Raw genomic sequence first — 18906 nt, 5'->3', positions numbered from 1 at the left:
TTGGCTATCAGGCCACCGCCTCGCGACTGGCAGTTGCCGCCTTGGTGTGCCAAAGGGTCGGCACCATGAACGCGATCGCCAGCACGCACGCGCTCACCAGCAGCACGAAGCCGCCGTCCCAGCCGAAGTGGTCGACGGTGTAGCCCATCGCCGCGCTGGCCGCGACCGAGCCGCCCAGGTAGCCGAACAGGCCGGTGAAGCCGGCCGCGGTGCCGGCGGCTTTCTTCGGCGCCAGCTCCAGCGCCTGCAGGCCGATAAGCATCACCGGTCCGTAGATCAGGAAGCCGATGGAGAACAGCGCGATCATGTCGACAGTCGGGTTGCCCGGTGGGTTGAGCCAGTACACCAGGGTGGCGACGGTCACCAGGGCCATGAACACGATGCCGGTCAGGCCGCGGTTGCCGCGGAAGATCTTGTCGGACATCCAGCCGCACAGCAGGGTGCCGGGGATGCCGGCCCACTCATAGAAGAAGTAGGCCCACGAGGTGGTGTCGACGCTGAAGTGCTTGGCTTCCTTCAGGTAGGTGGGCGCCCAGTCGAGCACGCCGTAGCGCAGCAGGTAGACGAACACGTTGGCCAGGGCGATGTACCACAGCAGTTTGTTGCGCAGCACGTACTCGACGAAGATCTGCTTGGCGCTGAACTCCTGCTCGTGGCTTTCGTCGTAGCCCTCGGGGTAGTCGTTCTTGTACTGCTCGACCGGCGGCAGGCCGACCGACTGCGGCGTGTCGCGCATGGTGGCGAAGGCGAACACGGCCACCAGCACCGCCACGGCGGCGGGCACGTAGAAGGCGGCATGCCAGTCGTTGGTCCAGCCCAGGCCCAGCAGGAACAGCGGGCCGATCAGGCCGCCACCGACGTTGTGGGCGACGTTCCACACCGAAACCACGCCACCGCGCTCCTTCTGCGACCACCAGTGCACCATGGTCCGGCCGCTCGGCGGCCAGCCCATGCCCTGGGCCCAGCCATTGATGAACAGCAGCACGAACATGATCGTCACGCTGGACGTGGCCCAATGCGCGAAACCGAAAATGAACATCACCCCGGCCGAGATCAGCAGGCCGAAAGGCAGGAAGTAGCGCGGGTTGGAGCGGTCCGAGACCAGGCCCATGAGGAACTTGGACAGGCCGTAGGCGATGGCGATGGCGGAAATCGCCACGCCCAGCTGGCCGCGCGTGTAGCCCTCTTCCTCGATCAGGTAGGGCATGGCCAGGGAGAAGTTCTTGCGCAGCAGGTAGTAGCCGGCATAGCCGAAGAAGATCCCGGCGAATATTTGCCAGCGCAGGCGGCGATAGGTGCTGTCGACGCGCTCGTCGGGCAGCGGCGCCTGGTGCGCGGCAGGGCGGAAGAAGGCAAACATGTGAAGCTCCCAACTTGTTATAGGTATGCGAAAACGAATTTTACATTTTCGTTACAGAAAAAATACCGGTTTCGCTGGGAGATTCTGTTGTTTTGTGAACGTGGTCGGCGATGGTCTGCGTGGCAGACCTCGTGACGCGGACTGATAGGGCTCGGGCCGTCACCCGATTCCAGCTCATCGGCTTCTCGCGATCACTCCACTCATGTAGCTGTGCAGGTCGCGCAGGTCCTGAACGCTCCAGGCGTGTGGCGGGATCTTCACGCCATTCTCCTGCAAGGTGCGGGGGATGAGGTTGCCGTTCGGACGCAGGATGACCGAGGACACGATGACCCCCGGGTACTCGTTCAGGCGTTTCTTGAAGGTGGAGGTCGTCAGGTCAGGTGTGGGCGGATTGCTTTTGCCAGCCAGGGGGCCGGTGCCCTTGATATCGGCGCCGTGGCAGACGGCACATCGTTGCGAGTAGAGCTTTTGCCCATTGGCATTGTCCGCAAAGGCCGTTGAAGCCTGGGCGAGGGGCACAAGCGCCAATAAAGCGAGGAACAGCGTTTTCATTGTTGTGCGGCCTTGTTTCATACACGCCCCCTGGCCTGCATCAGAATGCCGGTGTGGGGGCGGCGAGGGCGTTGGCTCAGTTGAGTACGGGGCGCAGGAAACTGCGTTCGTAGCTGAGGATGAAGCGTTGCTCGCTGGCCAGGGCGAAGGCGGCGATGCATTCCGGGTCGGTTTCCGAGGCTTTGCGGTACTGCTCGTAGGCGGCCAGGCTGGGGAAGCTGAACAGGGCGTAGGCGACATTGTTGGCGCCTTCGCTGGGCAGGAAGTAGCCGTGGTGGGTGCCGCCCATGCGGTTGACCAGGCCGATCCACAGCTTGCCGTAGGCCTCGAAGGCTGGGATCTGGTAGGGGTCGATGATGTACTTGAGGTGGCAGGTGATCATTGCACACAATCCTTTGGGTGAGCCGGGTGGCTCACCTTACAGCGGGCGCGGGCGCGGGTGAAGACGCAACAAAACGGCACGGCCAGGCGCATCGCCATGGGAAACCTCCTGAAGGGGGGGAAGGGCTCACATGATGTTCGATGCGCGGGCCGGCCAAAGGTTTTACTGGGCTGGGCGTGAGGTCTCCACGCTCAGCACTTCGGTATAGATGGCTTCGACGGTCTGGTCGAGCTTGAGGTTCTTCATGCGTGCCTGCAGTTCGGGGTCTTCGACCTTGACCACCTGCAGCTTGCCTTCCGGTGGCAGCAGGGTGACTTCGTGGGTGTTCAGGTCGATTTTCTTGATCTGCGAGGTGACCTTGACCTGGCGGAAAGCCTCGCCACCTGGGTTGGGGTTGGTCGCGGTGGCGCGGATGGTGCCCGATTCCTCGGAGGCCTTGGGCGCACCGCCGACATTGGTGTTCAGTACATAGGCGATGGCACGGGTGACTTTGATGTCGACCTGGTCACCGACCTTGAGGTTGGGCAGGGCCTTGGCCTGTTCGGTGAGCTGGAAGGTCACGTCCTTGTCGTGGGGGCCCTTGACCGTGACCTGGCGGTTGGGCAGGTCGATCTTGGTCACTTCGGTGGTGACATGGCTTTCCAGCGCTTCGCTGGCAATGGGCAGTTCGGCGGCGTGGGCGGTGAGGCTGGCGGCAAAGATGAGCGAGGCGAGAGCGATGGCGCGGGTTGGGTTCATTGGCCTGTCTTCCTTGTGGTCGAGGGTGTATGCGAGAAGAAGCATAGACACTGGTTGGCAGATGTGTGGCCAATGCTGCCCTCATCGCGGGGCAAGCCCGCTCCTACAGGCCGGTGCAACTACCTGTGGGAGCGGGCTTGCCCCGCGATGAGGTCCCTGCAGGCATTAAAAAGGTTGGCCGAGGTACTCACCTTTGGCCCCGGACACACTCACCGCCCCCGGCAAGCTCACGGCGTTCTTCGCCGCCAGCACTTCGGCCATCACGCTTACCGCGATCTCCGCCGGGGTCTTGCTGCCGATGTAGATACCAATCGGCCCATGCAGGCGCTCGAGGGACTGTTCGGTTTCGCCGAAGTGCTCGATCAGCCGCTCGCGGCGCAGCTGGCTGTTGCGCCGCGAGCCGATGGCGCCGATATAGAACGCCGGGCCATGCAGGGCCTCGAGCAGCGCCAGGTCGTCGAGCTTGGGATCGTGGCTGACGGCGATGATGCAGGTGCGCAGGTCGGCCTTGAAGTCGCGTACCACATCGTCCGGCATGCCCTTCAGGTATTCGACGCCGGCGACCGACCAGGTGGCCATGTGCTCGGGCCGGGGGTCGCACACCGCCACCCGGAAGCCGTTGAACAGGGCCATGGTCGCCAGGTACTCGGCCAGCGCGCCGGCGCCGATCAGCAGCATGCGGTAGCCGGGGCCGAGGGTGTTGGTCATCTGCCGGCCATCGAAGCAGAACTGTTCCGGGGTGGCGGTGGGTTCGAGGTCCACCGCGCCGTCGGCCAGGGTCAGCTGGCGACGCATCAGCTGGCCGTTGTCGAGTTGCCCCAGCAGTTGTCGCAGCGGGGCGATGGCGGGCATGAATTCGAGGATCAGCTCCAGCGTGCCGCCGCACGGCAGGCCAAAGCGGTGGGCGTCGTCGGCGCTGATGCCGTAGCGGATCACCTCGGGCGCCCCCTCGGGCAGGCCGGGGCCGCCATAGGCGGTGGTGTAGCGGTGGATCAGGTCGTCCTCGATGCAACCGCCGGATACGCTGCCGACCACCCGGCCGTCGTTGCGCAGGGCCATCATCGAACCGACCGGGCGCGGCGACGAGCCCCAGGTGCGGGCGACGGTGGCGAGCAGCACGCGGTGGCCGGCCTGGAGCCAGTCATGGGTGGTGCGCAGGACCAGCAGGTCGATGCTTTCCATGGTGTCCTCGTGAGTCTGTAGCTCGCGCTTTACCCGTGGGAGCGGTATCAGCGCATATGCAGGATGATCGGGCTGCTGCTGGCCGGGTCGGTATGCCCGCGCAACGTGCCCACCGCCTTGGCCTCTACCGCGCCGCCGTGATTGCCCCACGCACTGCGGGCGAAACTCAGCACCTCGGCGATCTCCTGGTCCGACAACTGCTCGCGGAACGCCGGCATGCGGTAGGCGTCCGGTACCCCGGCGGCGACGATGCGCTGCGAGCCGTTGAGGGTGATGTTGATTGCCGAGGCATTTTCCGCGGCCAGCATCGAGGTGGCTCCCGCCAGTGGCGGCATCCACTCGGCCTGGCCCTTGCCGTCCAGGCCATGGCAGCTGGCGCAGCGGGTCGCGTAGGTATGCGCCCCCGGCGTGTCGGGCCCCGCGACAGTCGTTTGATACTGCCAGGGCGCGCCGTCACGCCCCGGGTCGCCGGGCAGCGACTTGAGGTAGCGGGCGATCGCGTTCAGGTCGTCGTCGCTCATGAACTGCGTGGAGTTGTTGAACGCCTCGGTCATCGAGCCGTACACCACCGCGTGCTTGTTTCGCCCGGTCTTGAGGAACTGCACCATCTCCGGCTCGCTCCAGCGCCCGAGCCCGGTGTTGTGGTCCTGGCGCAGGCTCGGCGCGTACCAGCCATCGAGCAGGGCGCCGGCGAGGAACGGCGCGCCGCTTTCGTCCAGGGCCTTCTCGTTGAAGGCCAGGCCCCGAGGCGTGTGGCAACTGCCGCAGTGGCCGGGGCCCTGGACGATGTAGGCGCCGCGATTCCACAACGGGTCCTGGTCGGCCTTCTGCGCATAGGCGCTGGTCGGCGCGAACAGGCCGTTCCACAGGGCGATGGGCCAGCGCAGGTTAAGCGGCCAGGGAATGTCGCTGGGGACATTGGCCTCGGCGACCGGCTGCACGCCCTTCATGAAGAACGCATAGAGCGCCCGCACATCGTCGTCGCTGAGCTTGACGTAGGACGGGTAGGGCATGGCCGGGTACAGCCGTCGCCCACCCGGCGCGACGCCCTGGCGCACGGCGCGGTCGAAGTCGGCCAGGCTGTAGGTACCGATGCCGTGTTCGCGGTCGGGGGTGATGTTGGTGGCATGGATGGCGCCCAGCGGCGTGGCCATTTCCAGGCCACCGGCAAACGGCGCCTTGCCCGGCAGGCTGTGGCAGGCCACGCAGTCGCTGAGCCGGGCGACGTATTCGCCACGGCTGACCAGGGCGGCGTCGGCGCTGTCGGTGGCGCTGAAGGGCGAGGCGGGCTCGCGGGTGACGTACCAGGCCAGCAGGCCTGCCGCGACCAGGCACGGCAAGGCCAGCCAGCCTGCGGTTCTTGCGAATCGGCTGTTGTTCATGGGCTGTCCTTGTCGTGTCAGCTGAAGGTATGGCGGCTCAGGGGCATGCTGCGCACGCGCTGGCCGGTGAGCTGCGCCACGGCGTTGGCCACCGCGGGCGCCACCGCCGGCAGCGGTGGCTCACCGATGCCGCCCATCTTCGCCCCGCTCTCGACGATGCGCACATGCACCCGGGCCATGCGCGACGGCGGCAGCACCGGGTACAGGTCGTAGTTGCGCGCCCGTGGCATGCCGTTGAGCCACACTGATTCCTCCAGCAGCACCTGGGACAGGCCCAGGGATACCGCGCTGTTGACCTGGGCCTCGATGATCGCCGGGTTGACGATGCTGCCCGGGTCGATGGCCTGCCAGATATCGTGCACCCTGACCTGGCCGCCCTCCAGCGACACCTCGGCGATCACCGCTGCCTCCGAGCCGAACGGCGAGGCCATGGCCACGCCACGGGCGCGCTTGCTACCGTCCTCGGCGGTGAACGGGCCGCGTTTCCAGCCACCGGACAATTCCGCCACCGCCTGCAGCAGGGTGGTCAGGCGCGGGTTGCCCTGCAGCAGCTGCAGACGCAGCTCGAAGGGGTCATGGCCGCCCTTGTCGGCCAGCTCGTCGAGGAACGACTCGTAGAAGAAGTCGTTCAGCGAGTTGCCCACCGAGCGCCAGTAGCCGAGCATGGCAGGGCCCTTGACGTAGATCTGCGCGGTGCGCTTGTTGGCGATGGCGTAGGCCTTGCCCGACAGACCTTCGAGGGCGGTGGGGTCGACCTTGTCGCCCTGCTTGCCGGCGAGCGCCTCGGTCGGACCTTCGGTGGCACTGATTGCCTCGATGGCTACCGGCAGGCCTTTTTCGTCCAGGCCGGCGCGGAACTTGACCACGGCCATCGGCCGCATGGCATCGCGCAGGAACTCCTCTTCGCGGCTCCAGATCAGTTTCACCGGCCGGCCCACGGCCTTGGCCAGGGCGATGGCCTGCGGGTAGGGGTTGGCCGAGTCGTACAGGAAGTGACGGCCGAAGAAGCCGCCGAGCAGCGGCGAGTGCAGGGTGATCCGCGCCGGGTCCAGGCCGGTGCGCTTGGCGATGTCATCGCGGAACATGTCCTGGGCCTGGTTCGGCAGCCACACCTCCAGGCTGCCGTCGGGGTTGAAACGGGCGGTGGCGGAGGGCGGTTCCAGCTGAGCATGGTTGAGGTACTGGTTGTGGTAGGTGGCCTCGACCGTGGTCTTGGCGCTGGCCAGGGCGCCCGCCACGTCACCCTGGTTTTCCTCGTCACGGCTCGGCCCGGTCTGGGCGGCCAGGTGGTCGCGCCAGCCGTCAGTGGAAAAATCGGCGGGCATTGGCCGCACCTGGCTGTCGGCTGCCGCCTCCTTCCAGTCTACTTGCAGGGCCTCCACCGCGCGCTTGGCGTTGAACCAACGCTCAGCGACCACCGCCACCGCGCCGGGCAACTGGTGCACCGAATGCACGCCCTTCATGGTCTTGACCTGCTCTTCGTTGCGCAGGCTGCCGACGGTCATGCCCAGGCGCGGTGCGTGCTGCACGGCGGCTTGGAGCATGCCGTCGACCTTGATGTCGATGCTGTAGATGGCCTTGCCGGTGGACTTGTCATGGGCATCGAGGCGTTGCACCGGCTTGCCGATCCAGCGGAACTGGCTGGGGTCGCGCAACTTGACGCTGGCCGGGTCCGGCACCGGCAGGTCCATGGCCTTGGTGGCCAGTTCGCCGTAGCCGAGCGAGCGGCCCGAGGCGGCGTGCACCACCTTGCCCGGCTCGGTGCTGAGTTCGGCGGCCGGCACGCCCAGTTGTTCGGCACCGGCCTGCAGCAGCATGGCCCGGGCCAGGGCGCCGAGGCGGCGCATGGTCGGGTAGCTCATGCGCACCGACATGCTGCCGCCGGTGATGCGCCAGCCGTTCTCCAGCACTACGTAGGCCTCGCCCGGCGGCGCGCTGTCGACCACGAAGGTGGCCGGGTCGGCGTCCAGTTCCTCGCCGACGATCTGCGCCATGGCGGTGTTGATACCTTGCCCGCCCTCCATGAACGGGCTAAGCAGGTGCACGCTGCCGTCCGGGCGGATCTCCAGGAACGCCGGCACCTGGGTGCCGCGCTCGGTGGTCGCGGCGGCGGCCTGCACCCGCGCCGAGCCCAGCGGCAGGCCGAAGCCCAGCACCAGGGCGCCGATGGCGGTGCCGGCGAGGAAGCGCCGGCGCGACAGGTTGACGGTTTCGCCGTTGCGCAGCCGCAGCAGGTCGTCGGGGGAATCGATACGCGCGTTCATCAGGCGTTCTCCCCTTGGGCCAGTTCGTGCACGGCGGCATGGATGGCGTTGTAGGTGCCGCAGCGGCACAGGTTGATCATGGCCGCGTCGATCTGCGCAGCGCTGGGCTTGGGCGTGTGCTTGAGCAGCGCGGTGGCCGCCATCACCTGGCCGGACTGGCAGTAGCCGCACTGGGCCACCTGGTGCTCGACCCAGGCGGCGACCACGCGCTTGCCCACGGCATCGTTCTCGATGGCCTCGATGGTGGTGACCTCGCGGCCGACCACGCCGGCCACCGGGGTGACGCAGGCGCGCACCACGTTGCCGTCCACCAGCACCGAGCAGGCGCCGCACTGGGCCAGGCCGCAACCATACTTGGTGCCGGTCAGGCCCAGGTCGTCGCGGATCACCCAGAGCAAGGGCGTGTCGGCGTCAGCCTCGACCTGGTAGGTCTGCTGGTTGATTCGTAGTTCCATGGGCTCACCTGCTGATCATCGGTGGTGGAAGCGGGGAATACGCTGTTCCCCAATCCAGAAACGCTAGCACAGGGGCCCATTGCGCAACCGATACACCCCGCAGATTCAGAGGATCAGGCAAGCAATCCGGCGGAATGCACAAGTAGCCCTCAATCGATGCGCGGATGCTGTTGCGCGAGGGTCTTGCGCCGGGCCTCGAGCTCGGCGATCTGCGCGTCGATGTCCTCGATCTTCTGCTCGATGTTGTCGTGGTGCTCCTGCAACAGCTCGCGGGCTTCCTCGATATCCGAGGCGGCCGGGGCGGCGCCGCGCAGCGGGCGGTTGGCGGTCTCCTTCATGGTCAGGCCGGTGAGCAGGCCGACCACGGCGATGACCATCAGGTAGTAGGCCGGCATGTACAGGTTGTCGGTGGTCTCCACCAGCCAGGCGGCCAGGGTCGGGGTGAGGCCGGCGATCAGCACCGAGATGTTGAAGGCGCTGGCCAGGGCGCTGTAGCGGATGTGGGTGGGGAACATCGCCGGCAGGGTCGAGGCCATCACGCCGATGAAGAAGTTCAGCAGCACGGCGAGGATCAACAGGCCTGCGAAGATCACCGCCAGCTTGCCGCTGGTGATCAGCATGAACGCCGGGATCGCCAGCAGGAACAGGCCGACGCTGCCAATGATGATGAACGGCTTGCGCCCCCACTTGTCGCTGAGCAGGCCGATGATCGGCTGCACGAAGAGCATGCCGACCATGATCGCGATGATGATCAGCACGCCGTGGTCTTCGCTGTAGTGCAGGTTGTGCGAGAGGTAGCTGGGCATGTAGGTGAGCAGCATGTAGTAGGTGACGTTGGTGGCGATCACCACGCCGATGCAGGTCAAGAGGCTGCGCCAGTGCTGGGTGGCGACTTCCTTGAACGACACTTTCGGGCCGCTGGCCAGTCCTTCGCGGTCGCCTTGCTCGAGCTTGTCGACGTGTTGCTGGAACGCCGGGGTTTCTTCCAGGGCGTGGCGCAGGTACAGGCCGATCAGGCCCAGCGGCAGGGCCAGGAAAAACGGCAGGCGCCAGCCCCATTCGAGGAACTGCTCCTCGCCAAGCACCGTCGAGATCAGCACCACCACCCCGGCGCCAAGGACGAAGCCGGCGATCGAGCCGAAGTCCAGCCAGCTGCCGAGAAAGCCGCGCTTGCGGTCCGGGGCGTACTCGGCGACGAAGATCGACGCCCCGGTGTATTCGCCGCCCACCGAGAAGCCCTGGGCCATCTTCGCCAGCAACAGCAGGATCGGCGCCCAGATGCCGATGCTGGCGTAGGAGGGGATCAGGCCGATGGCGAAGGTGCTCAGCGACATGATCACGATGGTCGCCGCCAGCACCTTCTGCCGCCCGTAGCGGTCGCCCAGGGCGCCGAAGAACAGCCCGCCCAGCGGGCGGATCAGGAACGGCACGGAGAAGGTGGCCAGGGCGGCGATCATCTGCACGCCGGGGCTGGCATTGGGGAAGAACACCTTGCCCAGGGCATAGGCGACGAAGCCGTAGACACCGAAGTCGAACCACTCCATGGCATTGCCCAGGGCGGCGGCGGTGATGGCCTTGCGCATCTTGGCGTCGTCGACGATGGTGATGTCCTTCAAGCCGATGGGCTTGACGGGTTTCCTGCGTGATTTCATGGGCCGTTGTCCTTGAAGGCTTGGGGCGTGGCCATGGTTTGGCCAGCCTTGTACCTAGGGTCAGATACGACGGCGCGCTAAATAATTCCCTGCGGGGGCATTTGCGTAGGTAAACCATGCGCGATTCGTGTAGGAGCGGCGCTGGTCAGAGCGTGCGATACATCAACCAATGGCTATGCCCCCAGGCCTCGAACGGCGCCATGCGCGTCCAGCCGCGCTTGGCGTAGTAGGCGTCCTGGTCGTGGGTATGCAGGTAGAGCGTGGCAACTCCGTTGCTGCGGGCATGCTCGCAGACACCTTCGATGAGCCGCTCCGCCAGGCCTTGGCCACGCGCCTCTGGGGCGACGAACACGCAGGCCAGCCAGGGACCGAGATCGTTGCGTTCGGGCAGATCGTCGCTGGCCAGGGCGGCACTGCCCAGCAGGCGGTCGCCGTCCAGGGCGACCAGGCATTGCCATTGACCGTTGTGCTGGCCTTCGGCGAATTCGCGTTGCCAGTCGGCCAGCGGCACATCCGCGTACTCATAGTGGAACTGTTGGTGCAGCCACTGGGCGAGGGTGTCGCTGTGGGCCATGTGGTGTTTCAGCCAGTCCAGGCGGAGCATGATGATGTCCTTTTCAGGGGCAGGAGGGGCGGACCTTTGCGCGAAGCATACACCGCGGTGCGTGCTCGACGAGGGTGATGGCGTTTTGATTTTAAGGGCATGCAGCCGCTATCCTTGCGCCTGCATTCATCAAGGAAGAACCATGCGTCTGTCGTCCCGCCTCAAATCGCTTGTCGCCCTGTCACTTGCCAGCCTGCTCGGTGCCTGCTCCAACTACCACTACAAGGAGTATCAGGGTGACTGGGCGCCTGAGACGATGACGCCCTATGATCTGTCCGGCAACCAGGCCGACGCACCGGTCGTGTACTTCGCTACCGTCCGTTACCGCGCCCTGGGCGTGCCGTTCCATCGCCTGCTGCTGGCCACCCATGTCGATGACCAGTTGCTCGAAGGCGCCGGGCGCCGCTCGATCCTCGATATCGCGGGCAAGCAGGCGCTGCGGCTGACGCCGGGCAAGCACTCGCTGAGCTGGTGCTGGGCCTCGATGAACGCGCTGGGAACCGGTGGCGGCAAATGCGGTTTCACCGCGCGCGACGTCGAGTTCCGTGCAGGCAAGCGCTACATCGTCGACTTCGACACCGTCGATGCCATCAACGGCCCGCCCGGGCGAGAGACGATGACCATCACCATCACCTCCGAGATTCGCGACCTCGACACCCGGGAGGTGGTCTACCCGCCCAAGGGCAGCGAAGCGTTGACCAAGAGCATGGACGGTTGATCGACCCGCCCCGCGCAAGCGGGCTCAGCGCGTGTAGATGCGTTTTCCGGCAAACCAGGTCTGCAGCACCTGGGTGTCGCGCAGCGCCTGGGGTGCGACGCTGAAGACATCGCGGTCGAGCACGATCATGTCGGCCTGCTTGCCGGCCTTGAGCGAACCGATCTGCCGTTCCAGGCGCATGGCCCGGGCGGCGTTGAGGGTATAGGCCTGGAACATCGTCTCGCGGTCGAGGGCCTCGGCGGCGTTGAGCACGCCCTTGGGGCCGACGCGGCTGATGGCCTGGTAGATGGCCTGCCAGGGATCGGGGGTGCTGATCGGCCAGTCGCTGGCGCCGGCGATGGTGGCGCCATGGGCAAGCAGCGAGTGCGCCGGGAAGGTGTGCAGGAAGGCCATGGCATCGACATAGGGTTTGACCAGCTCCAGATTGGCCTCGTCGGCGCTGGCCCAGTACAACTGCATCGAGGCGATCACGTCCAGCTGCTTGAAGCGTGCGTACTCCTTCGGGTTGACCATCTGCAGGTGGGTGATCGAGTGCGCGATGCCGCTGGCGCGATCGCGGCGGGCCTGGGCCACGCCGTCGAGCGCCGCGCGCACGGCGCGGTCGCCGATGGCGTGCACATGCACCAGCCAGCCACGGGCGTCGGCGGCGCTCACCAGCTCGCCGAAGTGCGCCGGGTCCAGCAGCAGTTCGCCGTGCTGCCCCGAGTTGCGGTAAGGCTCGAGCATCGCCGCGCTCTGCGCCGGCATCTCGGCGACGCCATCGGCGAATACCTTGATGCCGGGCAGGGTGAGGTTGGGTACGCCGAGGAACTGCCGGCGCACCTTGTCCAGCTCATCCAGGTCGGCCGGACGTGCTTTCGAGTCGGCCATCAGCAGCGCGGCCACATGGGCGGTCAGTTCACCGCGCAGCGCGAGGTCCCTGTACACCGGCAGCACGCCGAGCGAATCGTTGTGTACCTCGGCACCGGGCAGTTCGTTGGCCAGCGGGTCCATCCAGCCGGTGACGCCCAGGCTTCGATAGTGCGCCAGGGCCTGGCGCCCGGCGCTCATCAGGGTGTCATGGGTCAGTGCCGGCAGCAGGTCGGTGACTGGGTACAGCCCGGCATCGACGAGAAAGCCGTTCGGCGTGCCGTCCGGGTGCTGGCCGATGGTGTTGCGGGCCACGGCCGGCAGGGCGGCGATCCTTGCCGCATCGATGCCGGCACGGGCGAGCATGGCGCGGTTGGCCCAGCCGGTGTGCATGTCGTTGGCGGCGAACAGGATCGGTTGGTCGGCCCACTCGCCCTGGTTGAAGCGCTGCTCGAGCGCGGCCAGGTCGTCCCAGTAGGTTGGCGGCAAGCCGCCGACGCTGAGGAACTCGCCGCGCCGTGCCTTGCCGTCGTCACGCCACTGGCGCAGGCGTTGTTCCAACGCGTCGAGGGGGATCTGCACACCGGCCAGGTCGGCCAACTCCAGCTGCAGGCCACCCTTGATGGCATGGGAGTGGGAGTCGAGCAGGCCGGGCATCAGCACCTTGCCGCCCAGGTCGATGGTCCGCGTGCCATCGACCTTCAGGCGCAGCACGGCCTGGTCGGAGCCCACCGCGACGATCTTCTCGCCCTCCACCGCCACGGCCTGCTGCAGTGGCTGGCCCGGCTCGGCGGTGTAGACCTTGGCGTTGTGCAGGATCAGGTCGACGGCGGCGAAGCCGGGCAGGGCGGCGCAGGCCAGGCCGGCGCCGAGCGCGATCTTCAGGAACTGCTTCATGCGATGCCTCGTGCTTGATGGGGAGGCGGCAGGCTAGCCAAGCGGGAAGGGCGTTTAAACGGCACGGCAGGCACAACTTTATTCGCGTTCTGGAAAGAGTGCTTGCTGTTCCCCGTCGATTGCCGCCTGCGCATGAATCCATGGATACTCCACGGCGCCCCACGTGTGCCAACCAGGAAGCAACCATGGACAAAATGACGGCCCTGACCATCTTCGTCGCCGCCGCCGAGCACGGCAGCTTCAGCCGTGCCGCCGAGCAGCTGGGCAAGACGCCGTCGGCCATCACCAAGGCCGTCGCCCATCTGGAAGCCGAGCTGGGGGTGCGCCTGTTCGAGCGCACCACCCGGCGCATGGCGCTGACCGAAGCCGGCACCCTCTACCTGGAAGGCGCGCGCCAGGCCTTGATGCACCTGCAGCGGGTCACCGAGGAAGTGGAGCAGTTGCAGCATGAACTGCGCGGCACCTTGCGCATCACCGCACCACCGTCGTTCGGCCCGGCCTTCCTCAACCAGGTGTGCTGCCGCTTCATGCGCGAGCACCCGCAGGTGCGCCTGGAGGTGAACCTCAACGATGCCAACGAGGACCTGATCGACGGCGGCTACGACCTGTCGCTGCGCGACGGTCCCACCGACCAGCCCGAGCTGATCGCCCAGCCGTTGATCGAGAACCGCGTGATCCTGTGCGCCAGTCCCGACTACCTGGCCCGACGCGGCGAGGTCATTACCCTGGACAACTATGCCCAGCACGACTGGCTGCTGCTGCGCCACCCGTTGCTCAACCGCAGCTTCTGGTGGATCGAGCACGAGGGCCAGACCCAGCGCGTGCGCCAGCCGACGGCCAGGCTGGTCAGCGACAGTTTCGACTTCCTGCTGGCCTGCCTGCTCGATGGCCAGGGGCTGCAGTTCATCCCCACCTGGTGCGCGGCACCTTACCTGGCCAGCGGGCAACTGCTGGAGGTGATGCCTGATTACTGGCGGGCGCTGAGCGCGTTCGGCCCCTGGGTGCATGTTCTGTACCTGCCGCATCGGCGCAATACGCGCAAGGTGCAGGCATTCATCGCCCTGTTGCATGAGCACTTGCGCGGGCAGGGCCTGCGCGCCTGAGTTTTTCCTGGTGGGCACAAAAGTTGTGCGGGGCCTGGCGATGATCGGGGCGCGCTCTCGCCGCTAGGCTTGCCGCTTGCGTCCCATCAGGAAAGCCGTCGTGAAGATCCATACCTGCGTCACCGATACCCTCGATCCCCATGCCCGCGGCCGTCAGGTCGGCGAGCGCTTTGCCGGACAGATCGGCGAGACCACCCAGCTGTACCTGGACTTCTTTCCCCGTGTCGGCGTGACGCTGGGCGAAGCGCAGCGTATCGGCGAGAACAGCCTGGCCGCCCTCGAGGCCTGGAGCCCGGACCTGGCGGCCGAGATCGCCGGCTTGGCCAGTGGCAGCGGCCTGCCGTTGTGGCAGTTGGCGAGCCTCAACGCCCGCACCGAGGTGCTGGCGGCACGCACCCGCCACAGCGAATGCTCCACCACCGTGCACGCCCCCCGTGGCCCGCGAGCGCCGCAGACCCTGCAGACCTGGGACTGGCACGACAGCCTGTGCCCCCATGGCCTGATGCTGGCCTTGCGTAGCCGCCAGGGCCTGGCGGTCAAGCTGTTCTGCGAGTTCGGCATGCTGGCCAAGCTGGGGGTCAACAGCGCGGGCTTGGGCCTGCACTTCAACATCCTCCACCACCGCAGCGACAACACCGCAGGCGGCGTGCCGGTGCATGCCATCGCCCGACGGCTGCTGGAGGAGGCACGCAGTGTCGACGAGGCCATCGAACTGGCCCGTTCGGCGCGTGTCAGCGCCTCCACCGTGCTTACTGTGTTCTCCCGCGAGGACCGCAGCCCGCGTGCGGTGAGCATCGAACTGAGTCCCGAGCGCACGGCGCTGGTGCTGCCCCGCGAGGATGGCTGGCTGTTGCACACCAACCACTTCCTCGACCCGCAGCTCAGCGCCGGTGAGCAGGTCGCCGACCGGGCCGAGACCGAGGGCCGGCTGGCCCATCTGCAACAGGTGGTCGGTCAGATGACCAGCGCCGACCCGCGAGCCCGCGCCGAGGCCATGTGCGGCGCCGCGGGTGATGCCGCGCCGATCTGCTTCCATCCGGACCTGGCGCTGCCCGACACCGAGCGCTGGGAGACCCTGCTCAGCGTGGCCATCGACACCGAGCACAGTCATCTCGACTACGTGGCCGGCACCCCGCTGCAACTGGCCAAGGCTGGCTGCCAACGTTTCTGAGCCCATCCGCATCACGAGAACAACAACAATGCATGCACAAGCTTCCCGCTCCGCCTTGCGCACCTTCTGCGTCTCCGGCCTGGGCACGGCCCTCGAGTTTTACGACTTCATCATCTATGGCACCGCCGCCGCGCTGGTGTTTCCCCAGGTGTTCTTCCCCGGGCTGGACTACCTGACCGCCACCCTCGTGGCGTTCAGTGCCTTCGGCGCGGGGTTCCTCGCCCGGCCCTTGGGCGGCCTGGTGTTCGGCCATTTCGGCGACCGCGTCGGTCGGCAGAAGGTGCTGGTCACCACCTTGCTGCTGATGGGGCTGAGCACCTTCCTCATCGGCTGCCTGCCGGGGCACGCCAGTCTTGGCGTGGCTGCGCCGGTCCTGCTGGTGCTGTTGCGCCTGGTCCAGGGCTTTGCCGCCGGGGGCGAGTGGGGCGGCGCCGCGCTGTTCGGCATCGAGTCGGCGCCGCCTGGCCGGCGCGGCCTGTGGGGCAGTTTCACCAGCATGGGCATCGGCGTGGGCGGCATTCTCGGTGCGGCGGTATTCGCCCTGGTCAGCGCCGCGTTCGATGACAACCTGGTGGACTTCGCCTGGCGGATCCCGTTCTGGCTGGGAGGCACCCTGGTGCTGATCGGCCTGTATGCACGGCTGAAGACGCCGCTGACCGCATCCACCGTCAAACCCGTGCGGGCGCCCCTGGCGCAAGCCCTGCGGCAACGGCCACGGCAATTGCTGTTGTGCACCGGTATCGCCTTCGGTTACTGCACCATCGCCTACATCGGCAGCACGTTCTTCCTGACCTACGCCACCCAGGCGGGGTACGGCAGCACCGAGGCCCTGATGTTCGACCTGACCCTGTCGGTGGCCATCGTGCTGTCGGCACCGCTGTTCGGGCACCTGTCGGACCGCCTGGGGCGACGTGTGGTGATGGTGTTCGGGGCGCTGGTCATGGCGCTGGGCCTGTTCGCCTTTTTTGCCCTGGTGGACATGCGCCACTTCGGTATCGCCCTGGTCGCCTACAGCCTGGTCGGTGCACTGATGGGCGCCACACAAGGGCCGATCCCGGCGTTCCTGGGCGAACAGTTTCCCCGGGAAATGCGCTACTCGGGCATTTCCGCCAGCTACCAGGTCGGCGCGGCGCTGGGGGGCGGGACGGCGTCGAGCATTGCCACGGCGATCCTGATTCTCACCGGGCATGACCCACTGGGCGTCGCGTTGTACGGGGCGGCGGCGCTGGCGCTGGTAGCGCTGTGTTCGTTGGGTTTGCAGGAGACGGCGCGGCTGAGCATGGCGCAGATCGATGGGCTGGGCGAGGGGAGTGAAGAGGGCGGATTAATGCGCGGTTCGGCGCTGGAGCGGTGACGGTCAAGTGCTGAATCACGCTGTTCTCGAGATCGAGTGCCGCCTGTGCGGAACTCGATCTTGTTTGCGTTGCAATGCGCCCTCCGACGATCACGGAAAATACAATGTTCAGAGCACAACGCACTCCGCTATATAGCTCGGTTGTTGCGTGATTTTTAATCAGTTCATGTTTTGCTCAATCTGCCCGAAACCAGAAATTTGAACCAGCAGATCGCGTACGACTAAAGTCAGGTGTCTCCCACTCGTGTCTACAAGTACTGTGGGGCCAGACAGTCATCAAGTTCGATTGTTGGACAATTCGATCTCGTCAACCCATATACCCGCTTTACCACAGGCTATCCAGTGACCCTGCGGTCATTCCCGGAGCCATGTAGTAATTAGCAGTCGTTAACTTTTCCGCGAGCGTTTCAACAAACAACGCTCAACTTTCTAAAGTTATTGCGCGTGTGCCGATAACCCTCGGTGACCGTGCTGGGAAGTTCCAAGTACTGCGATTCTCGCTGTGCCTTTGCCTGCGAATGGGTGTTGTATGTCGTACCTGTCTGCTGTTGATCGTCGTCAATTAACGCTGTCTGTCGTACTGGCTTGCCTGTGCGCCGGCAACCTGCATGCCGAGACATTTACCCCCGGCCAGGAAGTGTTGCGTCAACAGCAACAGCAGCAACACGACCTGCAGCAACTGCAACTGGAACAACGTCGCCGGCAACTGCAACGCGGCGCGTTCACCGCGCCCGACACCACCCCACAGGCTCACAAGGCCGCGGCCCCGGATGCGCGTTGCTGGCCGCTGGCCGGGGTGCGCATCGGCGGTGTCACGCTGATCGACCGCGCCACCCTCGATGCCCGCATCGACCCCCTGGTGGCCGCGTGCATGGGCGTGGGGCAGATCAATCAGCTGCTGTCGGGCATCACCGCGCTGTACCTGGAAAAGGGCTATATCGCCAGCCGCCCCTACCTGAGCAGCGCCCCGGCGGCCGGGCAGTCGCTGGACATCCTGGTGGACGAAGGCTACCTGGAAGCCATCGAACTGGCCGACCAGCGCCTGCCGGTATCCCTGGCCGGGGCCTTCCCCGGCATGCTCGGCGAGCCGCTGAACCTGCGCGACCTGGAGCAGGGCCTGGACCAGCTCAACCGCCTGCGTTCGGTCGACCTCACCGCCGACATCGCCCCCGGCAGCCAGCCGGGCGCCTCGCGGATCATCCTGCGTCCGCGCAGCGCCGGCCAGCCACGGGTTTCCGTGGGCCTGGGCCTGGACAATCTCGGCAGCGCCAGCACTGGCCGTGACCGCAGCGTGTACAGCCTGAGCCTGGACAATCCGCTGGCGCTCAACGACCTGCTCAGTCTGTCGGCCAGCGACACCCTCAACCAGGGCGATCGCTACAGCCGCAATGCCAGCCTGTACTACGCGATTCCCTACGGCTACTGGACGTTCAGCCTGTTCGCCAGCCATGCCGAGTACCGCTCGCCGATCAAGCTCAGCACCCTGACTCTGCACAGCACCGGCATCACCGACCAGCTCAGCCTGCGCGGCGAGCGCGTGCTGTGGCGCGACCAGCGCCATCAACTGAGCGCCAGCCTGCAACTGGCGCACAAGGATGTCGACAGCGAGTTCGCCAAGGTCCGCCTGGACGTGCAGAGCCCGACGCTGACGGTGGCCGAGGCCGGGCTCAACCTGTTCTGGCTCGACAGCGCGGTGTGGAACCTGGACCTCAACTACGCCCAGGGACTGCACTGGTTTGGCGCCGACGACGATGCCGACCGGCCGGTGCCCGACCTGCCCATGGCGCAGTTTCGCAAGTACCGCGCCGGCCTCGGCCAGTGGCGCAATGGCCAGCTGCTGGGCCAGGCCTGGCAGTGGCAGAGCCAGCTCAACCTGCAGTACAGCCCCGACCCGTTGCCGGCCATCGAGCAGTTGCTCGGCACCGACGATTCCGCCGTGCGCGGTTACCGCCTCAGCAGCCTGTCCGGGGCCAGCGGCGCGGTGTGGCGCAACACCCTGCGCCTGCCGCTGCAGCCCCAGGGGCCGCTGACCATCACCCCGCGGCTGGGGCTGGACCATGGCTGGATCAAGGCCGACCACGGCGCCGCCAGCCAGCGCCTGAGCGGCGCGAGCCTGGGCCTGAACCTGAGCTGGAAGGCGCTGCAGCTGGACGTTGACTACCAGCGCAGCCTGACCACCCCCAGCGGTTACCACCGCGAGCCCGAAGTCTGGCTGCTCAGGGCCGCCGTGCAGATTTGAGCGC

At 66.5% G+C, this 18906-nt stretch carries 16 protein-coding genes; 5 read left to right on the top strand and 11 right to left on the bottom strand.

The window, feature by feature from the left end; genetic code table 11:
* Positions 1 to 7: 7 nt before the first annotated feature.
* The 10 genes from glpT to HU735_RS10790 form a co-directional block, all read right to left on the bottom strand.
* Complete coding sequence (gene glpT / locus HU735_RS10835; RefSeq protein ID WP_110739658.1) at positions 8 to 1360, bottom strand: glycerol-3-phosphate transporter; 1353 nt, start codon at positions 1358 to 1360, stop codon at positions 8 to 10.
* Between the two features lie 174 nt (positions 1361 to 1534).
* A complete protein-coding gene (locus HU735_RS10830; protein ID WP_186713499.1) occupies positions 1535 to 1912 on the bottom strand; it encodes a cytochrome c in 378 nt (125 codons plus the stop codon).
* Positions 1913 to 1988: 76 nt separating this feature from the next.
* Entirely contained in the window at positions 1989 to 2294 is a 306-nt protein-coding gene (locus tag HU735_RS10825; RefSeq protein WP_186713498.1) for an NIPSNAP family protein, read from the bottom strand.
* A gap of 162 nt (positions 2295 to 2456) precedes the next feature.
* On the bottom strand, positions 2457 to 3032 hold the full coding sequence (locus HU735_RS10820; RefSeq protein ID WP_186713497.1) for a hypothetical protein: 576 nt from the start codon (positions 3030 to 3032) through the stop codon (positions 2457 to 2459).
* A gap of 165 nt (positions 3033 to 3197) precedes the next feature.
* On the bottom strand, positions 3198 to 4214 hold the full coding sequence (locus HU735_RS10815; protein ID WP_186713496.1) for an XdhC family protein: 1017 nt from the start codon (positions 4212 to 4214) through the stop codon (positions 3198 to 3200).
* Between the two features lie 47 nt (positions 4215 to 4261).
* Complete coding sequence (locus HU735_RS10810) at positions 4262 to 5596, bottom strand: cytochrome c (protein WP_186713495.1); 1335 nt, start codon at positions 5594 to 5596, stop codon at positions 4262 to 4264.
* 17 nt (positions 5597 to 5613) lie between these two features.
* Positions 5614 to 7860 (bottom strand): molybdopterin cofactor-binding domain-containing protein, encoded by a 2247-nt coding sequence (locus tag HU735_RS10805; RefSeq protein ID WP_186713494.1) that lies wholly within the window; start codon positions 7858 to 7860, stop codon positions 5614 to 5616.
* On the bottom strand, positions 7860 to 8315 hold the full coding sequence (locus HU735_RS10800; protein WP_186713493.1) for a (2Fe-2S)-binding protein: 456 nt from the start codon (positions 8313 to 8315) through the stop codon (positions 7860 to 7862). Before HU735_RS10800 ends, HU735_RS10805 begins: the two co-directional genes overlap by 1 nt.
* A 149-nt stretch (positions 8316 to 8464) precedes the next feature.
* Entirely contained in the window at positions 8465 to 9967 is a 1503-nt protein-coding gene (gene proP, locus HU735_RS10795) for a glycine betaine/L-proline transporter ProP (protein ID WP_186713492.1), read from the bottom strand.
* Positions 9968 to 10112: 145 nt separating this feature from the next.
* Complete coding sequence (locus tag HU735_RS10790) at positions 10113 to 10571, bottom strand: GNAT family N-acetyltransferase (protein ID WP_186713491.1); 459 nt, start codon at positions 10569 to 10571, stop codon at positions 10113 to 10115.
* 142 nt (positions 10572 to 10713) lie between these two features.
* Here HU735_RS10790 and HU735_RS10785 point away from each other — a divergent pair, with 142 nt between their 5' ends.
* On the top strand, positions 10714 to 11289 hold the full coding sequence (locus HU735_RS10785) for a hypothetical protein (RefSeq protein ID WP_062360973.1): 576 nt from the start codon (positions 10714 to 10716) through the stop codon (positions 11287 to 11289).
* Positions 11290 to 11313: 24 nt separating this feature from the next.
* On the opposite strand, the gene HU735_RS10780 is transcribed toward HU735_RS10785, so the two are convergent.
* Complete coding sequence (locus HU735_RS10780; RefSeq protein ID WP_186713490.1) at positions 11314 to 13035, bottom strand: amidohydrolase; 1722 nt, start codon at positions 13033 to 13035, stop codon at positions 11314 to 11316.
* Positions 13036 to 13220: 185 nt separating this feature from the next.
* Between HU735_RS10780 and HU735_RS10775 the strand changes: the two genes are divergently transcribed.
* From HU735_RS10775 to HU735_RS10760, 4 genes are all read left to right on the top strand, one after another.
* Positions 13221 to 14138 carry a LysR family transcriptional regulator gene (locus tag HU735_RS10775; RefSeq protein WP_062574456.1) on the top strand — a complete coding sequence of 306 codons (918 nt, stop codon included), beginning with the start codon at positions 13221 to 13223 and terminating at the stop codon, positions 14136 to 14138.
* A gap of 100 nt (positions 14139 to 14238) precedes the next feature.
* The gene (locus HU735_RS10770) at positions 14239 to 15309 is read left to right on the top strand and encodes a C45 family autoproteolytic acyltransferase/hydolase (RefSeq protein WP_186713489.1); all 1071 of its coding nucleotides are present in this window, start codon (positions 14239 to 14241) and stop codon (positions 15307 to 15309) included.
* 28 nt (positions 15310 to 15337) lie between these two features.
* Positions 15338 to 16663, top strand: coding sequence for an MFS transporter (locus HU735_RS10765; RefSeq protein WP_186713488.1), 1326 nt, complete (start codon positions 15338 to 15340; stop codon positions 16661 to 16663).
* 529 nt (positions 16664 to 17192) lie between these two features.
* On the top strand, positions 17193 to 18902 hold the full coding sequence (locus tag HU735_RS10760) for a ShlB/FhaC/HecB family hemolysin secretion/activation protein (protein ID WP_186713487.1): 1710 nt from the start codon (positions 17193 to 17195) through the stop codon (positions 18900 to 18902).
* Positions 18903 to 18906 lie beyond the last annotated feature (4 nt).

The sequence above is a fragment of the Pseudomonas sp. BW16M2 genome, from assembly GCF_014268865.1.
Classification (GTDB): domain Bacteria; phylum Pseudomonadota; class Gammaproteobacteria; order Pseudomonadales; family Pseudomonadaceae; genus Aquipseudomonas; species Aquipseudomonas peradeniyensis.
The sequence above is the reverse complement of the archived record's forward strand: the minus strand, read 5'-3'. Positions and strand labels throughout refer to the sequence as shown.